The organism is Paraburkholderia sp. BR14374 (assembly GCF_040948685.1).
GTDB lineage: Bacteria > Pseudomonadota > Gammaproteobacteria > Burkholderiales > Burkholderiaceae > Paraburkholderia > Paraburkholderia youngii.
The window spans coordinates 15393-32595 of the sequence record NZ_JBFPKF010000034.1; the positions used below are offsets into that span (position 1 = coordinate 15393).

Below are 17203 nucleotides of genomic sequence, written 5' to 3' on the forward strand. Positions count from 1 at the left end.
GGCTACCGTTTCCGCCAACGACAGTCTTCACTTATAGGATTTTCAATGACCGCGACGGTTGAAGAACGCAAAGCTGCTAATAAGGCCTTGATTGACGAAGTGCTGCGAGCTTACCCTGAAAAAATGGCTAAACGGCGGGCCAAGCATTTGGGTTCCTTCGAACAGGGCAAGCCTGACTGTGGTGTGAAGTCAAACATCAAGTCTTTGCCGGGGGTGATGACGATTCGGGGCTGCGCTTACGCGGGCTCGAAGGGCGTCGTCTGGGGGCCGATCAAGGACATGATTCACATCAGTCACGGACCTGTCGGATGCGGGCAGTACTCGTGGGGATCGCGCCGCAACTACTACGTCGGGACGACAGGAATCGATGCGTTTGTCACGATGCAATTCACGTCCGACTTCCAAGAGAAGGACATTGTGTTCGGCGGCGACAAGAAACTCGATAAGATCGTCGACGAGATTCAGGAGCTGTTTCCGCTGAACAGGGGCATATCCGTCCAAACCGAATGCCCAATCGGCCTCATCGGTGACGATATTGAGGCAGTATCTAAAAGGAAGAGCGCGCAGTACGGCGGGCACACGATCGTACCGGTGCGCTGTGAGGGCTTTCGAGGCGTATCGCAGTCACTCGGGCATCACCTCGCAAACGATGCGATTCGCGACTGCGTGTTCGACCGCGCCGAGCCGAGACAGCGATCCGCGCTGGAGTCCACGCCGTACGATGTCGCGATCATTGGCGACTACAACATTGGCGGTGATGCGTGGTCGAGCCGCATTCTCCTCGAGGAAATGGGCCTGCGGGTCATCGCGCAGTGGTCAGGCGATGGCACTCTCGCAGAACTTGAGAATACGCCGCGATCTAAGCTCAACCTGCTTCACTGCTACCGTTCGATGAACTACATCAGCCGGCACATGGAGGAGAAGTATGGCACTCCATGGGTCGAATACAATTTTTTCGGCCCGACAATGATCGAAAAGAGCTTGCGCGAGATTGCAAGCCGATTCGACGACACCATTATGGAAAACGCCGAGAAGGTGATCGCAAAATACCGTCCGTTGATGGATGCCGTCATAGCCAAATATAAGCCGCGGCTTCAGACGAAAAAAGTGATGCTGTTTGTAGGTGGCCTTCGCCCACGCCACGTAATAGGCGCGTACGAGGATCTTGGGATGGAAGTTGTCGGTACCGGCTACGAGTTTGCTCACAACGACGACTACCAGCGCACAACGCATCACATAAAAGAAGGCACTCTGATTTACGACGACGTGACTGGCTACGAATTCGAGAAGTTTGTCGAACATACGCGACCAGACCTCGTCGGCTCCGGCATCAAAGAAAAATACGTCTTTCAGAAGATGGGCGTCCCATTCCGCCAGATGCACAGCTGGGATTATTCTGGCCCATATCATGGCTACGACGGCTTCGCTATCTTCGCGCGGGACATGGACATGGCGATCTCGAGTCCTGTCTGGAGTCTGTCGAAAGCACCGTGGAAGAAGGCGGCGTGAGCGCTGTTAGCGGCATGGCCGCGCTGATCGCCGGTTGCATAGAACATCAATACAGGAGCCAATCATGCCCCAATCAAGCGACAAAATTCTCGATCACGAACTGCTGTTTCGCGAGCCGGAGTATCAAGAGCTCCTTCGCAATAAGAAAGATAACTTCGAGTTCAACCATTCCGACGAGGCGATAAAGCGGGTTGCCGAATGGACGAAGACAGAAGATTATAAACTGAAGAACTTCGCCCGTGACTCCCTGACCATAAATCCAGCCAAGGCGTGTCAGCCTCTTGGTGCCGTATTCGTCGCGAACGGATTCCATAAGACACTGCCTTTCGTGCATGGCTCGCAGGGCTGCGTGGCCTATTACCGTTCGCATTTTTCGCGACACTTTAAAGAGCCGACGTCGTGCGTCAGTTCGTCCATGACAGAGGATGCGGCCGTGTTCGGTGGTCTGAACAACATGATCGACGGTCTCGCGAATGCATACAATCTCTACAAGCCCGACATGATCGCCGTATCCACGACCTGCATGGCGGAGGTGATTGGCGACGACCTCGACGCGTTCATCAAGAATAGCAAGCAGAAGGGCAGCGTGCCACAAGATTACGACGTGCCGTTCGCGCATACGCCCGCGTTTGTCGGCAGCCACGTGACCGGCTACGACAATGCGCTCCAGGGCATCCTGAAGTACTTTTGGGACGGCAAGGCGGGCACTACTGCACCACTTTTGCGAGTTCCTGACGAGAGCGTGAACTTTATCGGAGGGTTCGACGGCTTCGTGGTCGGAAACATGAAGGAGATTCGGCGTATCTTCGATTTATTTGGCGTAAGCGTGAATATTATTTGCGATCCATCGGGAACTTGGAACACGCCGACTGATGGCGAATTTCGGATGTACGAGGGCGGGACTACGAAAGAGGAGGTCGAACGTGCGCTGAACGCCAAGGCAACGTTCGTCTTTCAGGAGTATTGCTGTGAAAAGACCAGCAAGTTCCTCGCCGATCATGGCCACGAAGTCGTGTCACTGAATGCGCCTGTCGGCGTTTCAGGTACAGATCATTTCCTCATGGAGATTTCGCGCGTGACGGGAAGACCAATCCCGGCTGAACTTGAAAGGGAGCGTGGGCAACTAGTTGATGCGATGGCAGACAGTCAGGCGAGTCTGCACGGCAAGCGGTATGCGCTCTATGGCGATCCAGATCAGATGCTCGGTTACACGAACTTCCTGCTTGAGTTGGGCGCGGAGCCGGTGCACGTGCTCTCGACGAACGGTAACGAGGGGTGGGCGGAAAAGGTTAGGGCATTGCTGGACGCGTCGCCATATGGTGAAGGATGCAAGGTCTATCCAAAGCGCGATCTATGGCACTTGCGCTCGCTGCTATTTACGGAACCAGTGGATTTCCTGATCGGCAATACACACGGAAAGTACTTGGAGCGCGACACTGGTACGCCGCTCGTCCGACTCGTGTTTCCGATTTTCGACCGCCACCATTACCACCGCTATCCGACGTGGGGGTATGCGGGGGCATTACGCGTTCTGTTAGCGCTGCTGGATGAATTCTTCGAGACACTCGATGCAAGCACGATTGACATCTCGAAGACCGATTACAGCTATGACATCATCCGGTGAGGGGTGGACCCGTTCGGGGCTGGGCTCAGTGTCGAGTGCTAAAAGGGGGGGCAGTTCAACCCGCCGGAAAGCATGGATATTGGGTCTCCCTAATTGCTCGACGTCGCTGGATTCGGCTGCGTTGCTGTTCCAATAGCATCCTCAAGACCGAAGCGCGAAGGCAAGAATCGACATTAGGAGCGGCGCGACGATTGCTCCGGACCTTTCGCGAAGCGTCGGCGGTTAGTCGACCAGAAGATGACGGTCGACTCCTCCGCGCTGCATTTTGCCATTCATAGCGCTACTTAGAGGCGTTAACAAAATGAGTCCTTCAGCCTTCGCCAAGAGATGATGCCGCAGGGGAGTTTGATGAAGGCTTGGTGGATGAAGGCAAGGCGTTCGAAGCGGATGCGCAGTCGCCGGAAGTTGTGAAGCCACGAAATGGTTCGCTCGACGACCCTGCGGGTTTTGCCAAGGCCGCTGCCATGAGGGCGGCCACGTCGGGCGATTTCGGTAGCGATGCCGGCTGCGTGCAGCGGACGGCGGTATTTGTCGTGATCGTAGCCCCGATCGCCCTGAACGATGCGGGGCTTCGAAAGCGGCCGGCCGCGCTTGCCGGCAATGGGTGGGATCGCATCAACCAGCGTGTGAAGCTGGGTGAGATCGTGACGGTTGGCGCCGGTGAGGATTGCCGCGAGCGGGATGCTTTGAACCAGGTTGCGCGCGGACGGTGGGATTCGGTCCCGTTTTTGACCTGCACCCACCGCGCGGATCGAGGAGGAGTCGACGACGACACGGGACCAGTCAATCCGGTCGGACTCGCGTAGCTTCGCGAGCACCACTTCGTGTAGCCGGTCCCAGACGCCGGCAGCCTGCCAGTCTCGTAGACGGCGCCAGCAACTCATGCCACTGCCGCAGCCCATCTCGCGGGGCAGCAGGTCCCAGCGCAGGCCCGTCTGAAAGCTGAACAGGATGCCGGTAAGCATGGCCCGGTCATCCAGTGGTTTGCGTCCGGGATACCGTGAGCGGCGAGGTTTGGGTGGGGGCATCAAGGGTTCAATGAGTGCCCACAACGCATCAACGAGTAGTTTGGCCATGGCCTCCTCGTCACCGAAACAATGACGAGGTTAACAGCAATCGTTGGAAGTTAACAGATCAAAGCAATCATTTTGTTAAGGCTTCTTAGTGCTACTGAGAGCCACACGGCATATCGCAATCCCACGATCGGTTGCAAAACATTTCGGGAAGCATTGCGCAATTCGGAGCGCGGACGGAGAAGTGCAAGAACTCATATGGCCTGCGACGCGGTAACGCACACAAGCACTGCGTAAAACATCAGTTGATTGCGATCAACGCTATCGGCCACGAATTCGGACACAGTGTAGAAGGTTAATGGCTAAAGGTAATGACAATGATAAAGCAACTCCGTAATGTGGCTGCAGCACTACTCCTTATGTCGCCATTTGGACCGCACGCAGCTAACGCCGCCGACAGTGAAGTCGTCGGAAACTACGCAGGTGATTGGTTGGTACGCCTCCGCGCGATAAGCATTGAACCGCAAGTTCGCAGCACTGACACGCTTTCCGCGCTCGATGTCGGCGTAAGCAACGCGCTGGTGCCAGAGGTCGATTTCACTTATATGGTACGGGACAGCATCGGCGTGGAGTTGATTCTTGGTACCTCACGTCATCACCTGACGTCGAATCTCGGCGACCTTGGTGGCGTTAACGTGCTGCCACCGACATTGTTATTGCAATATCATTTTAATCATGCGGGACGCGTTCGACCGTACGTTGGTGCCGGACTCAACTACACGCTCTTCTATAACAACGGATTGCATGCGGGAGGTGTACCCGTCTCTATAAAGAATCACAGCTTTGGTCCTGCGCTGCAGGTCGGGATTGACGTGCAGGCATCAAAGAGTCTATTCGTTAACGCCGACATCAAGAAGATATGGATGAAGACTGACGCATCGCTTGGCGGCTCGACAATTGGCGCCTTGCATCTCGATCCGCTGGTCATTGGTATTGGCGTCGGGGTGAAGTTCTAGACGTTGCGAATCTCAAGCGACAGACGGTTCAGTGAACGGCTGGCTTCGCTCCTTGTACAGTGGTTAACTTGGGAGAAGATAGGGCATGACAGAGAGGAAAGCTTTTAAGGAGTGGTTAATCCCTATCGGTGGTTGGCTGTTCGTTTCTCTTGCTGGGTGTAGCCCCAAGTTTCTCGTCCTGAGTCCCAAGGGTAGCGTAGGCGCGGCGGAGAGATCACTCATCGCCTCGGCCACATGGGCCATGCTGCTGATCGTAGTTCCCGTTATTATCCTCACGCTTACCTTCGCGTGGCGCTACCGCGCGTCGAACCGCAGCGCACGCTACGTCCCGACCTGGGTTCACTCAACGGCGATTGAAGTGGTGGTCTGGGCCATACCCGCTGCCATCATTCTATTCCTCGCCATCCTTACGTGGCGTACCACGCATGAGCTCGACCCTTATAAACCACTGGAATCGGACGTGAAGCCCATCAACGTCGAAGTCGTCGCGGTCGACTGGAGATGGCTCTTTATCTATCCTGACCTCGGCATCGCTACAGTGAACGAATTGGCGGTGCCTGTCAGCACGCCGGTCAATTTTCGCATCACGTCGGACTCGGTGATGAACTCTTTCTTCATCCCGCAACTTGGCACTCAAGTCTACGCGATGGCCGGCATGCAAACGCGGTTACACCTGATCGCCGACGAAGCGGGCGACTTCACGGGCTTCTCGTCGAATTACAGCGGCAAAGGCTTCTCCGATATGAAGTTCCGTACGGTGGCTACGAGCCAGCGGGGCTTCGATGCGTGGGTGGAGACGGTAAAAGCTTCATCGACCCAGCTTACGATGGATCGGTACGCAACGGTCACGCAGCCGCACGCAAACGCGCCCGTGCAGTACTTCTCGAAGGTCGACCGGAGGCTTTTCGACAAAATCGTCGGCAAATACAACAACGGCAACGTCGCGGATTTCACTGTCTCATCGTGCGTAACCAAAGGGTAAACAGCCATGTTCGGAAAACTCACATTAGACGCGATGCCTTTCGATCAGCCCATCGTCATGGGGGCGTCGGTGTTTATGGCGCTTGTTGTCCTCGGCGTGTTCTGGCTGGTCACCTTAGAAGGCAAGTGGAAGTACCTCTGGGTCGAGTGGCTCACGAGCGTGGACCACAAGCGCATCGGCGTCATGTACATGATTGTAGCCGTGCTCATGTTGGTGCGCGGCTTTGCCGACGCCGTAATGATGCGCCTTCAACAAGCCGTGGCGTTCAATTCGCCAGGCTATCTGCCGCCGGATCACTTCGACCAGATCTTCACGGCGCATGGCGTCATCATGATCTTCTTCATGGCGATGGCGCTCATGGTAGGCTTCTTCAATCTCGTCGTGCCATTGCAGATCGGCGCGCGCGACGTGGCGTTTCCGTTCCTGAACTCGCTTTCCTTCTGGTTGACCGCAGTCAGCGCGGTGTTGATCAATCTGTCCCTCGTAGCTGGCGAATTCGCGAAGGTCGGCTGGCTCGCGTATCCGCCGCTTTCCGAGCTGAAATTTAGTCCTGGCGTTGGAGTGGACTACTATATATGGGCGATCCAGCTCTCGGGTGTCGGCACCTTGATGTCGGGCGTGAACTTCTTTGTCACAATCATCAAGATGCGCGCGCCGGGGATGTCGCTCATGAAGATGCCCGTGTTCACATGGACGGCGCTCTGTTCGAATGTCCTCATCATGGCGACGTTTCCCATTCTCACGGTCGCCGTAGCGCTGCTCGGCCTCGATCGTTATATTGGCACGCACTTCTTTACGAACGAACTTGGTGGCAACGCCATGTTGTACTTGAACCTGATTTGGGCGTGGGGCCACCCCGAAGTGTATATTCTAGTGCTGCCCGCTTTCGGCATCTATTCGGAAGTGATGGCTACCTTCTGCAAGAAGCCGCTATTCGGTTACAGGACGATGGTCTACGCATCGTGTGCGATCATGTTACTTTCGTTTCTTGTTTGGGCGCACCACTTCTTTACCATGGGCTCAGGCGCCGACGTCAACGCATTTTTCGGCATCGCCACAATGATTATCGCGATTCCGACCGGCGTCAAGATCTTCAATTGGCTATTCACGATGTATCGCGGGTGCGTTCAATTCGCTGCGCCCGTGTTCTGGACCATCGGTTTCGTGGTGACGTTCTCTATCGGTGGCATGACCGGCGTGATGATGGCGATTCCGGGCGCGGACTTTGTGCTTCACAATTCGCTTTTCTTGGTCGCTCATTTTCATAACGCCATCATTGGCGGTGTGGTGTTTGGCTATTTAGCTGGCCTGCAGTACTGGTTTCCGAAGGTGTTCGGTGTCAAGCCCGATGACAAGCTCGGCAAGGCGTCGTTCTGGTGCTGGTTCGTCGGCTTTTATGTGGCCTTCGTACCTGTTTATGTGCTCGGCTTAATGGGCGCGACGCGCCGCACAAATCACTATGATGTGGCTGAATGGCAACCATACTTCATTGTTGCGGCGCTCGGCGCGGCGATCATCGCGGTGGGGATCCTGTTACAGGTTCTGCTGTGGGTGATGGCATTCGTGAACCGCAACGAGGCCGAATACAAGGATATGACAGGCGATCCATGGGATGGGCGCACGCTCGAATGGGCAACTTCCTCACCGCCGGCGGTCTACAACTTCGCTCTCGTTCCGAAAGTGGAGGACATTGACGCCTTCGCGTACATGAAAGAAACGGGCCGCGGCCTTGGGCTGGCGTCAAAGTACGTGGACATCCATATGCCATCCAATACGTCGGCGGGTTTTTTCACAGGGATGTACAGCTTGGTGCTGGGTTTCGCGGCCGTATGGCACGTCGCGTGGCTCGCTTTGCTAGGTTTCATTGGGATCGCCCTCACGATGATCATAAAGAGCTTCGACAAGAACGACGGATATTACATTCCCGCGGCGATGGTCCGTGAGATCGAAGAACGGCGGTTTGGCACCGGAGACCCGATGGGGATTAACGGTTCAGTCGCCGAGGAGGCTTACTGATGTTACAGAAAACCGTTGGCGCAGATTTTTCAGAAGTCGATTATCAAGATCATCCGCAATCGCACTCGGTGTTCGGCTTCTGGGTGTATCTGATGACCGACTGTATGCTGTTCGCGGCGCTCTTTGCTACGTTCAGTGTGCTGAGGCACCAGTTCGCCGGTGGCCCTACGGGTCACGATCTCTTCGATCTAACCGGCGTGGCGCTGGGAACCTCTGTGCTATTGCTTTCTAGTATCACCTATGGTTTCGCGATGTTGGGTGTGCCGCGGGCAAGGAGCGGTGTCGTGCTCGGTTGGCTCGTGATCACATTCATTCTTGGCGCGTCGTTCCTCGCGCTCGAACTTCGCGAGTTCTCGCAGCTGATCGCGGAAGGCGCGGGCCCGCAGCGCAGCGCGTTTCTCTCAGCCTTCTTTACGCTCGTCGCTGCGCACGGAATTCACGTTTTCTTGGGCCTGCTGTGGATGCTCGTACTGATGATGCAAGTGCTGCGGGTGCCTCAGCTTGGTGAGCAGGAGGTCCGCCGGCTAACGTGCCTGAGCCTATTCTGGCACTTCCTCGACGTAGTATGGATCTTCGTGTTTTCTTTCGTCTATCTGGGGAGCATGCTCTAATGGCTTATGCGCAGACTCACGCGGGGTCTCATGGCAGCCTCACTAGGTATCTCGCGGGCTTCTTTCTTTCGGTATTACTTACGGCCGGCGCATTCGGTATTGGGCTGTACGATGCCCTCGATGCAACTACGGCCATGATCGCGATCGCCGTACTCGGCTTTGTGCAAGTTGTCGTGCACCTTGTGTGCTTCCTACATCTGACCCTCTCGCGTGGGCAGGGATGGAACGTGCTTTCACTCTGCTACACCATACTAGCCGCTGCGTTCCTGATCCTCGGCACGGTCTGGGTGATGCAGAACGTCGGTATGCTGATGATGTCGCGTTAGTCAGTTGCCTGCGGGTTTTGTTTTCCGGCGCCGGACATGCACTAGCCCCGCACCCACTTCCATGCGAGCTGGGTTCCCGCGAAACGCCGATTCCGCTCCACGCAACAGAATCGCATCAGGAATATGTTCCTCTGCCATGTGATCCGTACACCTATTCGCCTATTTGGTTGATCGCTTGCAGTTTCACCTAAACAAGCGAGTTATGGCCGTCGGTTTCGAGCGGCGGCCAGTGAATGCCGCGGGTTCGGTTCGCAATCGTCGGTTTTTGTCGGCACTTTTCAGGGACCAAAGGCTCAGTCGCCCTGCTTGCGCTGTTGACGACAGTACGTCAGCTAGAAGTGAATTCGGTGTGCTGAAGCGACGCGAGCAAGGTGAAAGATATACGGAGCAATTTGCATCGCGCCCCTGAGAACCGGCCAATGGTGAGGCCTATGATTAGCCAGGTGGCATGCTTGATCAAGGCCTTACCGGACAAAGCCGTGACGACGCTTCGGACGTCGACATCCGGCACTCGCGGTCGACAAGCACATCCAGCCGAGTTCTTCGAACATCATCGCTTGCGCTCAATGCACGACGCCGAAGAACAAAATTGCGCCTTCGGCTGCGTCAGGCCCGCCTTGAAGTAGCCTTCCAACCGGTCGGCGGTCACTTCGTCGAGAATGAAGGGCGGGTGAATGTAGCCCGCGGCGAATGCCTGGTCGTACCAGTCGCTGAGCCACGCGCGAAGTTGGATCATTTCCTTCGGCAGAATGCTCAAGGCATCGTCGTGCGTATTTCTTTCCCCGGCTCGCTGAACGATGAGGCGGCGGTGAGAAGACGTGCCACGTTGCGTTGGCATGGCGAGAGAGGTAGACCGAGCACGCACCGGTCGGCGGACCCATCTGTATGCGCGCGCGGCATGTTCCCACGTGAAACGAAGTGGTCCAGCAGGCGGACAAGCGCCCAGTAATTGCGCGTCGGGCCAACGAGCTTTTCGTGTTTAGAGCGCAGCGATGTGTAGGCCGCGATGGTTTTCCCCTCGATCTACGATGGTTCGATGGTATGGCGATCGGAGCGGGCGTCCAATCGGAGCCGGACGAATGTTGTCTCACGAAGCGCTGGTTGAAGCCGTCAGGACTTCCTGAATCGGATCGCCCTTGTGCGGCGGAAATTGAAGGTTTACCTATCGGCGGGCTTTCTGCGCTAATGGCGTCAGGATGTCCTGACGCGTGATTCAGGATCTCATACTCTGATTTTGCAGTAAGCGCTGAATGCGGTAGGAAGTCTGCTAGTCGATAATGAACATGAAGACATGCAACGTCGACTTGACGAATTATGATGGGCTATCTGTCGGAGAGGGAGAACGTCGTCTCGCAGATCGACGCGATATGTCTGCGACTGTTCGACACTTGGTGCGAGACGCGCAGCTTGACGGCACTTGCGTATCTGATGCTTTGCTGGCCATTGCGCGACAGTAGCCCCAGCGCGCTCAGGCGCCTTGGCGAAACACTTCGCGATTTGCGGCGGAATCACGCTAATCGGATCGACGACTGTGACTTCCGCGCGCTCTGCGAAGTGGCAGATCTGATCGACGAATTGGCCGCGCCGTGCAGAGTCACGCTGATGGCGCGAGCGGAGTAGGGAGAGAAAATGCAAGCATAAGCGCAAGATTCGTGGAGCGTGCGGCGGATTTGACGCTGCGGTGCGCGTTGTCGCAGCGGACCTTGAAGCCGACAAGGGCGCGTAGACTAGGCTCTGGATCGAGGTCCAAATATTGGACTCCCACAATGGCGGCACTCGCGCGAATATTTGGGATAGGAACCGGTTCGCGTGAACCTGTGAGTGGAAAGCGATCTTGCAACTCGTGGAGCGGTATCTCGAATGAAACACCGCATCATGACCGATTTGGCCGCTTTGGTCGCGCACAAGGGCACGATTCTTATCGTCGACGATACGCCGGGGAATCTCGGTGTGATTGTCGACAGCTTCGAGGCGCACGGCATTCGGGTGCTGACGGCGCTCGATGGGACGGAAGCGGTCGAGCGTGCGGTCTTTGCGCAGGCGGACGTGATCCTGCTTGAAGTGGAGATGCCAGGCATCGACGGCTTCGAGACCTGTCGACGCCTCAAGCACGATGAGCGCACGCGCGACATCCCGGTCATATTCATGACCTCGCTCTCAGGCAACGCGGACCGCGTCGAAGGTTTTTTGGTGGGCGGCGCCGATTATGTAACCAAGCCGTTACGTGTCGATGAGACGCTGGCTCGCGTTGGCGTGCACCTTGAACTGCGGATGACGCACAAGCAGGTGCTCGCGCAGAACCACCTGCTGCTCGCGGAAGTAGCCGTGCGAAAGAAGACGGAAGCGGTGCTATCGGCAGCGCGCGACGATCTGGAGCACCGCGTCTCGTTGCGCACCGAAGAGCTCGCGCATGCCAACACGAGCTTGCTGGCGCAGATCGACGAGGGGAGGCGTGCAGACGCTCGTCTCAAGGAAAGCGAGGCTCGCTTTCGCGCGATTGTCGAAACGAGTCCGGTGCCGCTGTGCATCACGTCGATGCCTGACGGACACATCCTGTACACAAACCGGCCGCTGCGTGAGCTCTTCGGTATGGAAGAAGCCTCGTCCGCCAATATCGACGATTTCTATGCCGAACGTGGCGAGCATGAGCGTCTGATCGAGGATCTACAAACGAAGGGTGGCTTGCGCAATACAGAAGTCAAATTGCGGCGTCTTGACGGTACACGATTCTGGGCGATGGTGACGGCACGCGTTGCGACTTACGACGATTCTCCGGCGATCTATGTTGGCCTGAACGACATCACTGGGCGCAAGCAAATGGAGCAGGAACTCGTCGAATCGCGCGAGGAGCAGCGCGAACTGTCCGTGTACATGGAGGCGATTCGCGAAGAAGAAAGAAGGCGCATTGCGATGGAAATTCACGACGAACTGGGGCAATTGCTGACTGCGCTTAAGATGGACGTGTCCCTGCTCAAGATGCGTATAGCGTACGACGCGGAAGCGTCAAAAAAAGCCGACGATATGCGCCAACTAGTCGAAGGCACGATCTCGATGGTGCGAAATGTCGCGAGTCATTTGCGGCCCGCCGCGCTCAACTTCGGAATTGCGTCTGCCCTTGAATGGCTTGTCGACGAGTTCAACCTCCGGAATGCTATTGTGTGTGAATTGCGCATCGAAGGCGGAGAACCCTCGCTGTCCGATTCACATGCCACGGCCTTGTTCCGCATCGCACAGGCGTCGCTGACGAACGTCGCGCGGCATGCCGTCGCCACACATGTCGAGGTGACGCTTGTTTCGACGGCGGCGAAGCTCCTGCTGCAGGTGCGTGACGATGGCCGCGGCTTCGACCAGCAAGTCGTGAGGGGCGACTATTCATATGGCCTGCTCGGCATGAACGAACGCGCGCGGCTGATTGGCGGATCGCTTTCAATCGAAAGTGCGCCGGGCGCGGGCACCATGGTTTCAATTCACATTCCGCTCGATGGCGGACTTCGAACATGATCAGGATACTCATCGCAGACGATCATGCAATCGTCCGTGGTGGACTCAGACAAATCATAGCTACTACGAGCGATATCGTCGTTGTGGCGGAAGCGGCACAGGGGTCAGAAGTGATCGATGGGTTGCGCTCGCGGGCAGTCGACCTTTTGTTGCTCGACATGACGATGCCAGGCATCAGTGGTGTCGTCCTGATTCGCAGAGTACGGGCGGAACATCCTTCATTGCCGGTGCTCGTACTGAGCATTCACGATGAGGCTCAGGTCGCGTCCCGCGCGCTGCGCGCGGGAGCGACGGGGTATCTGACCAAGGACAGTGACCCGGAAGTGCTGCTCGCAGCGATCCGCAAGCTCGCGGAGGGCGGGCGTTTCCTCGACCCGAAGCTCGTCGATGCAATGGTCTTCGATACTCAGCGCGACGACGTGCCTCCTCATAAAGTACTGTCGGATCGCGAATTCCAGGTGCTGCAGATGCTCGCGGCGGGCAGGAGCATCAATGAAATCGCCGAGACATGTACGCTCAGTGCGAAAACTATCAGTACACACAAGATGCGATTAATGCGCAAACTCGGGCTGTCCAACAACGCCGAGTTGATTAGATACGCGATCCGGCATGGGCTGATCGTCGAGTAGAAGGATGCTGGCAATCGCCTGATGAAATGAAGTTACGAGTGGTCGTCAGCGAGTTCGCACGCATTTCTCTTGCCGCGCGGGCGACATTGAGGGCGCTAAGGATGGCTGGCGCAATGGATTGTAAGAAGTATCTGCCAGCGATTCACATTTCGCGACCGGGTAATCGAATTTTACCGCTCCTACAGATATTGCTCCACGGAATTGGGATTTGACTTGGACCGGTAAGCCTTTGCTTGCATCCAGCGGTGATCCGCGAAATGCCGATAACGTCCGTCGCTCAGTCACGCGTCTGGCCTGTATCACGATGGCGCTACGTCGCCGAGTGGCGCTAGATAATGCAGCGCTTCGATACCGTCCAAGGATGATTCCACCAAGTTCACGGTAAAACGAGCGGCGGCCGGGATGACCGTTTGGCCTGCCGAGATTCCCGAACCGGCTTACGTCAAGCACATCTTTGTCAAAGCCAGCGCGCGGCTCAATAGCCGTGCCGAAAATGGTAATCAGCCGACCGTGAACGCGAGCGACGCATGCGTGGCTTTCGCGATCCTGAACGCGCGCAAACAGCTCGCGGCACGCTTCACCGCGTGGCGGCGTTTGGCAGACATCACCGAAATTCCGTCCGCTTTCTGAGCCAGCGTTTTCCCTCCCCGCTAGGTTAGACCGTGGCGAGGAGATCCTGAATCACCCCACGCACCGCACGTTCGAGCCCGAGAGTTCAACTAGAACCCGGACAGCAGATTGCATCGAAGGCCTAGAGTTCATCTGGCTCGTTTGACAGTCTGGATATACGGAAGCAGTCGATTACCAGCGTCGCCACCACTTGAAAGAAAGCCTGATAAACCGGGCGCGACCATATAAGGTGTAAAGTAAGCGCGAAATAAGGCGCACCTAGCCTCCGTAGTCGGGAAGATGCAAGCTGCGCCCGCAGACTTGGATTGCGGACGCAGATAATGACCGACACTGACTTTGACTTTTTCCCCCTGCGGGTGATCCGGACGTGTGCTGATGGCAAGCATGGATCCAACCCGGAGGGCAAGCGCAAGCTGATCGAGGCCTGCCGCCTGCCTGGCGCATCGCTGGCTGGCTTGTCGCTGAAGGCCGGGGTGAATGCGAACCAGTTGCACAAGTGGGTGCGCCTGGAAGAGCAGCGTGAATGTACTTCTGTCCAAATGCCGATCTTGGGCAAGCACCATCGGCATTCGCGACAGTCGTCACAATCGACGACGCGGCCCCGGCGTTGGTCCCAAGGGGAGCTGTGCCACCCGCATCGGAATCGACGCCACAGCGTGAACCTTCTCGTCCTTCGCCGCGCCCGGCATCGCTGGCGGGCCTGTCGGCGACGCTTCCCAATGGGGATCTCATTGAGCTCGAGTGTACCGGGCGCGACGCTTCACTCGTGACGGCGATGACCGCAGCATTGCGAGCGCGCTGATGTTCCGCTTCGATACGGAGCTGCGAGTCTATCCGCACCGCGAGCCGATCGACTTCAGGGCTGGGATCAACAGCCTCGTCAACCTGGTTGAGCAGTCGATGCAGATCGATCCGCTCGCACGCGCCGTGTACGCGTTCAGCAACCGGCGGGCTAACCGCATCAAACTGTTGCTGGGGGAGCGTAACGGCTTCCGGCTGATGCTGCGCCGCCTGGAAGCAGACCGGTTAGTGTGGCCGCGCCGGCAGCAGGCCGTCATCGAACTGACGACCGAACAGCTGCATTGGCTGCTTGAGGGCATCGACATTGAAGCGGTTCGTCGACATCCATCCCGCCGCTATCGGCCCGAGACGATCGACACAAACCTTGATTGATATCAAGGCGGCACGTAAACCCGTTTCGGCGGTTGCATCGCTATCGTGAGAGGCATGGACACACATCTTCTCTGGACTTCTGCCGGCCGCCCAAGCCTATATCCGTGAGCTTGAGCAGGGTACTGCTGACCTGGCCCCGCGCATACAGACCCTCGACGAGCAGTTGGGGCTTGCACAAAGCCAGCGCTTTGCGCCCCGCAGTGAGAAGCTCAAGGATCGCGTGTTCAACGAAGCCGAACAAATGGCCCAGGCCTACGACGACGCTGATGACGCGTTCGCGCTGCCTGACACCGGACTGCCGCAAGTCAACGAGCCGGAAGGCGGCAAGCGCGGGCGCAAACCGCTGCCGGCCAACCTGCCGCCCCAGCGCATCGAATACGACGTGCCTGAGGACCAGAAGATTTGCGCCTGCTGCGGTCACGGTATGCACCGCATGGGCGAGGATAACAGCGAGCAGTTGCACATCGACGTCAAGGCGTCGGTGCTGCAACAGGTGTGGTTCAAGTACGCATGCCGGCATTGCGAGCGCCACGCAGACCGCACGCCGGTCCTGATTGCGTCGATGCCTGCAGGCGCTGCCGGGCAGCAATGCCAGCGCGTCGGTGATCGCCACCGTCACGGCCGGCAAGTTTGTCGACGGTACACCGCTGTACCGGATGGCAGACGTATTTGCGCGCGCAGACATTCCGGTAGGCCGTGGCACACTGGCCAACTGGATCATCCGGCCCGCCGAGCTGCATTACAGCCGCCTGTACGCAGCGCTGCGTAAGACGCTGCTCTCGCAGCCGCTGATTCACGGCGACGAAACCACGGTGCAGGTACTCAAGGAGCCCGGCAAGAGCGCGCAGAGCAAGAGCTATATGTGGGCGTACCGCAGTGCCGAGAACTGCGGGGAGCCGGTGGCGCCAGCCGGAGCGCAGTCAGGAACATCCGAAGAGGTTCCTCGGGGGCTACAGGGGCTTGCTCATGAGCGACGGCTACGCTGCGTGGCGCACGGTCGAAGGCCCAACTCACTTCGGCTGCCTGGCCCATGCGAGACGGACCTTCGTCGACGCGCTCAAGGGGCAGAGGAAACCCGGTTGCCGCGTAGCGCAGGCACTCAAGTACTTCGAGGCACTGTACTAGGTCGAGCGGCTTGCCAAAGGGAATCTGCCTGAAGGCGAGACGCGTATCGGCTACATGTACCGCCTGCGCCAGCAGCACAGTGCTCCATTGCTCGAAGCATTCAGGAAATGGCTCGATGAGCAGACCCCTGAGGTGTTGCCCGAGAGCCTGCTGGGCAAGGCAATTGGCTATACACGCAACCAGTGGGAATACCTGAGCCGCTATGTGGCAGATGGGCTTGCCCCGGTAGACAATAACGTCATGGAACGCGATATCCGCCCCTTCTGCACTGGCAGAACTTCGGGGCTGTTCAGCGACACCGTTGCCGGAGCAAAGGCGAGCGCCATGGTGTACAGCTTGATCCGGACCTGTCGGGCCTGCGGCGTCGAGCCCTATGCGTGCCTCGTACACGTGCTGACCGAGTCGCCGCAACGCGCGCCGGATGCGGACATCAGCGATCTGCTGCCGTTCAACTATGTGAAGCGCAGCGCCGAGTCGAAAGCGAGCTGACACACAAGACGCGCGCAGGCCGCCACGTCGGCGCACACTCCCCGAACACAATTGGAAACGTCGCCGGTCAATATCGACCGTCGCGATGGGGCTACTCACGCGCGCAGAATGCAAACGATTCCTCATTCGCTGTGCTAAATCTCGCGCTTACGGTGTAGAAGTATTGATCACGGTGACGCGTCGGAGGACGCCGGTAATTAGGACCCGCTCGATGCCGGGCAATGCGCACGACGGTCATCTCATGGAAGAAGCGCTGGACTACGCGGCGATTCTAAGTGACGTCCAACCTGAAATCGTGATCGTCGACCGTGGTTGCCGGGGGCGCCGAACCGGACAGCGTTAGGGTCTACCACCCCGGTCTGCGCCGTGGCATCACGCGAACGTTGCGCGTCATGATCCGGCGGCGTAGCGCGATTGAGCCGACCATCGGGCTGAGCCGCCCCGGGTTTTCCGGAGACCGTTTTGCTTGCGTCATGCCACAGTGACAGACTCAGCGAGATTTGCATAGTAAGCGGCTTCTGCCTCGGCAGGTGGAATGTTGCCGATGGGGCCGAAGAGC

At 57.6% G+C, this 17203-nt stretch carries 13 protein-coding genes and 4 pseudogenes; 15 read left to right on the forward strand and 2 right to left on the reverse strand.

What is annotated here, in order from left to right; all coding sequences use genetic code 11:
• Positions 1–45: 45 nt before the first annotated feature.
• Positions 46–1509, forward strand: coding sequence for a nitrogenase molybdenum-iron protein alpha chain (gene nifD, locus AB3X86_RS35670; protein ID WP_018435030.1), 1464 nt, complete (start codon positions 46–48; stop codon positions 1507–1509).
• Between the two features lie 64 nt (positions 1510–1573).
• Complete coding sequence (nifK, locus tag AB3X86_RS35675; RefSeq protein ID WP_368587273.1) at positions 1574–3133, forward strand: nitrogenase molybdenum-iron protein subunit beta; 1560 nt, start codon at positions 1574–1576, stop codon at positions 3131–3133.
• A gap of 293 nt (positions 3134–3426) precedes the next feature.
• Here nifK and AB3X86_RS35680 read toward each other — a convergent pair whose 3' ends face one another.
• Entirely contained in the window at positions 3427–4209 is a 783-nt protein-coding gene (locus AB3X86_RS35680; protein ID WP_368599587.1) for an IS5 family transposase, read from the reverse strand.
• 314 nt (positions 4210–4523) lie between these two features.
• Here AB3X86_RS35680 and AB3X86_RS35685 point away from each other — a divergent pair, with 314 nt between their 5' ends.
• The 5 genes from AB3X86_RS35685 to cyoD all read left to right on the forward strand — a co-directional run bounded on the left by AB3X86_RS35685 (position 4524) and on the right by cyoD (position 9097).
• Entirely contained in the window at positions 4524–5162 is a 639-nt protein-coding gene (locus AB3X86_RS35685) for an OmpW family protein (RefSeq protein ID WP_368599588.1), read from the forward strand.
• 85 nt (positions 5163–5247) lie between these two features.
• Entirely contained in the window at positions 5248–6144 is an 897-nt protein-coding gene (cyoA, locus tag AB3X86_RS35690; protein WP_035491054.1) for a ubiquinol oxidase subunit II, read from the forward strand.
• Positions 6145–6150: 6 nt separating this feature from the next.
• Positions 6151–8160: a cytochrome o ubiquinol oxidase subunit I gene (gene cyoB, locus AB3X86_RS35695; RefSeq protein WP_368599589.1), complete on the forward strand. Its 2010-nt coding sequence runs from the start codon at positions 6151–6153 to the stop codon at positions 8158–8160.
• The gene (gene cyoC / locus AB3X86_RS35700; protein ID WP_368587277.1) at positions 8160–8771 is read left to right on the forward strand and encodes a cytochrome o ubiquinol oxidase subunit III; all 612 of its coding nucleotides are present in this window, start codon (positions 8160–8162) and stop codon (positions 8769–8771) included. The genes cyoB and cyoC overlap by 1 nt, the downstream gene beginning before the upstream one ends.
• Entirely contained in the window at positions 8771–9097 is a 327-nt protein-coding gene (cyoD, locus tag AB3X86_RS35705; RefSeq protein WP_368587278.1) for a cytochrome o ubiquinol oxidase subunit IV, read from the forward strand. The genes cyoC and cyoD overlap by 1 nt, the downstream gene beginning before the upstream one ends.
• Positions 9098–9647: 550 nt before the next feature.
• Here the strand turns inward: cyoD and AB3X86_RS35710 are convergent.
• Positions 9648–9854, reverse strand: coding sequence for a hypothetical protein (locus tag AB3X86_RS35710; protein ID WP_368587286.1), 207 nt, complete (start codon positions 9852–9854; stop codon positions 9648–9650).
• 557 nt (positions 9855–10411) lie between these two features.
• On the opposite strand from AB3X86_RS35710, the gene AB3X86_RS35715 reads away from it, so the two are divergent.
• The 8 genes and pseudogenes from AB3X86_RS35715 to AB3X86_RS35750 all read left to right on the forward strand — a co-directional run.
• On the forward strand, positions 10412–10717 hold the full coding sequence (locus tag AB3X86_RS35715; RefSeq protein WP_368587279.1) for a hypothetical protein: 306 nt from the start codon (positions 10412–10414) through the stop codon (positions 10715–10717).
• 255 nt (positions 10718–10972) lie between these two features.
• A complete protein-coding gene (locus AB3X86_RS35720) occupies positions 10973–12598 on the forward strand; it encodes a response regulator (RefSeq protein ID WP_368599593.1) in 1626 nt (541 codons plus the stop codon).
• Positions 12595–13227, forward strand: a complete 633-nt coding sequence (locus AB3X86_RS35725) for a response regulator transcription factor (protein WP_018435039.1) — start codon at positions 12595–12597, stop codon at positions 13225–13227. Before AB3X86_RS35720 ends, AB3X86_RS35725 begins: the two co-directional genes overlap by 4 nt.
• Before the next feature lie 417 nt (positions 13228–13644).
• A pseudogene (locus AB3X86_RS35730) lies at positions 13645–13857 on the forward strand (IS6 family transposase); the annotation flags it as partial.
• Between the two features lie 320 nt (positions 13858–14177).
• A pseudogene (locus AB3X86_RS35735) lies at positions 14178–14659 on the forward strand (IS66 family insertion sequence element accessory protein TnpB).
• Complete coding sequence (gene tnpB, locus AB3X86_RS35740; RefSeq protein ID WP_368599590.1) at positions 14659–15030, forward strand: IS66 family insertion sequence element accessory protein TnpB; 372 nt, start codon at positions 14659–14661, stop codon at positions 15028–15030. The pseudogene AB3X86_RS35735 and the gene tnpB overlap by 1 nt, the downstream one beginning before the upstream one ends.
• A gap of 79 nt (positions 15031–15109) precedes the next feature.
• Positions 15110–16644, forward strand: a pseudogene (locus AB3X86_RS35745) (IS66 family transposase).
• A 148-nt stretch (positions 16645–16792) separates the two neighbouring features.
• Positions 16793–17075: pseudogene (locus tag AB3X86_RS35750) on the forward strand (IS5/IS1182 family transposase); the annotation flags it as partial.
• Between the last annotated feature and the right edge of the window lie 128 nt (positions 17076–17203).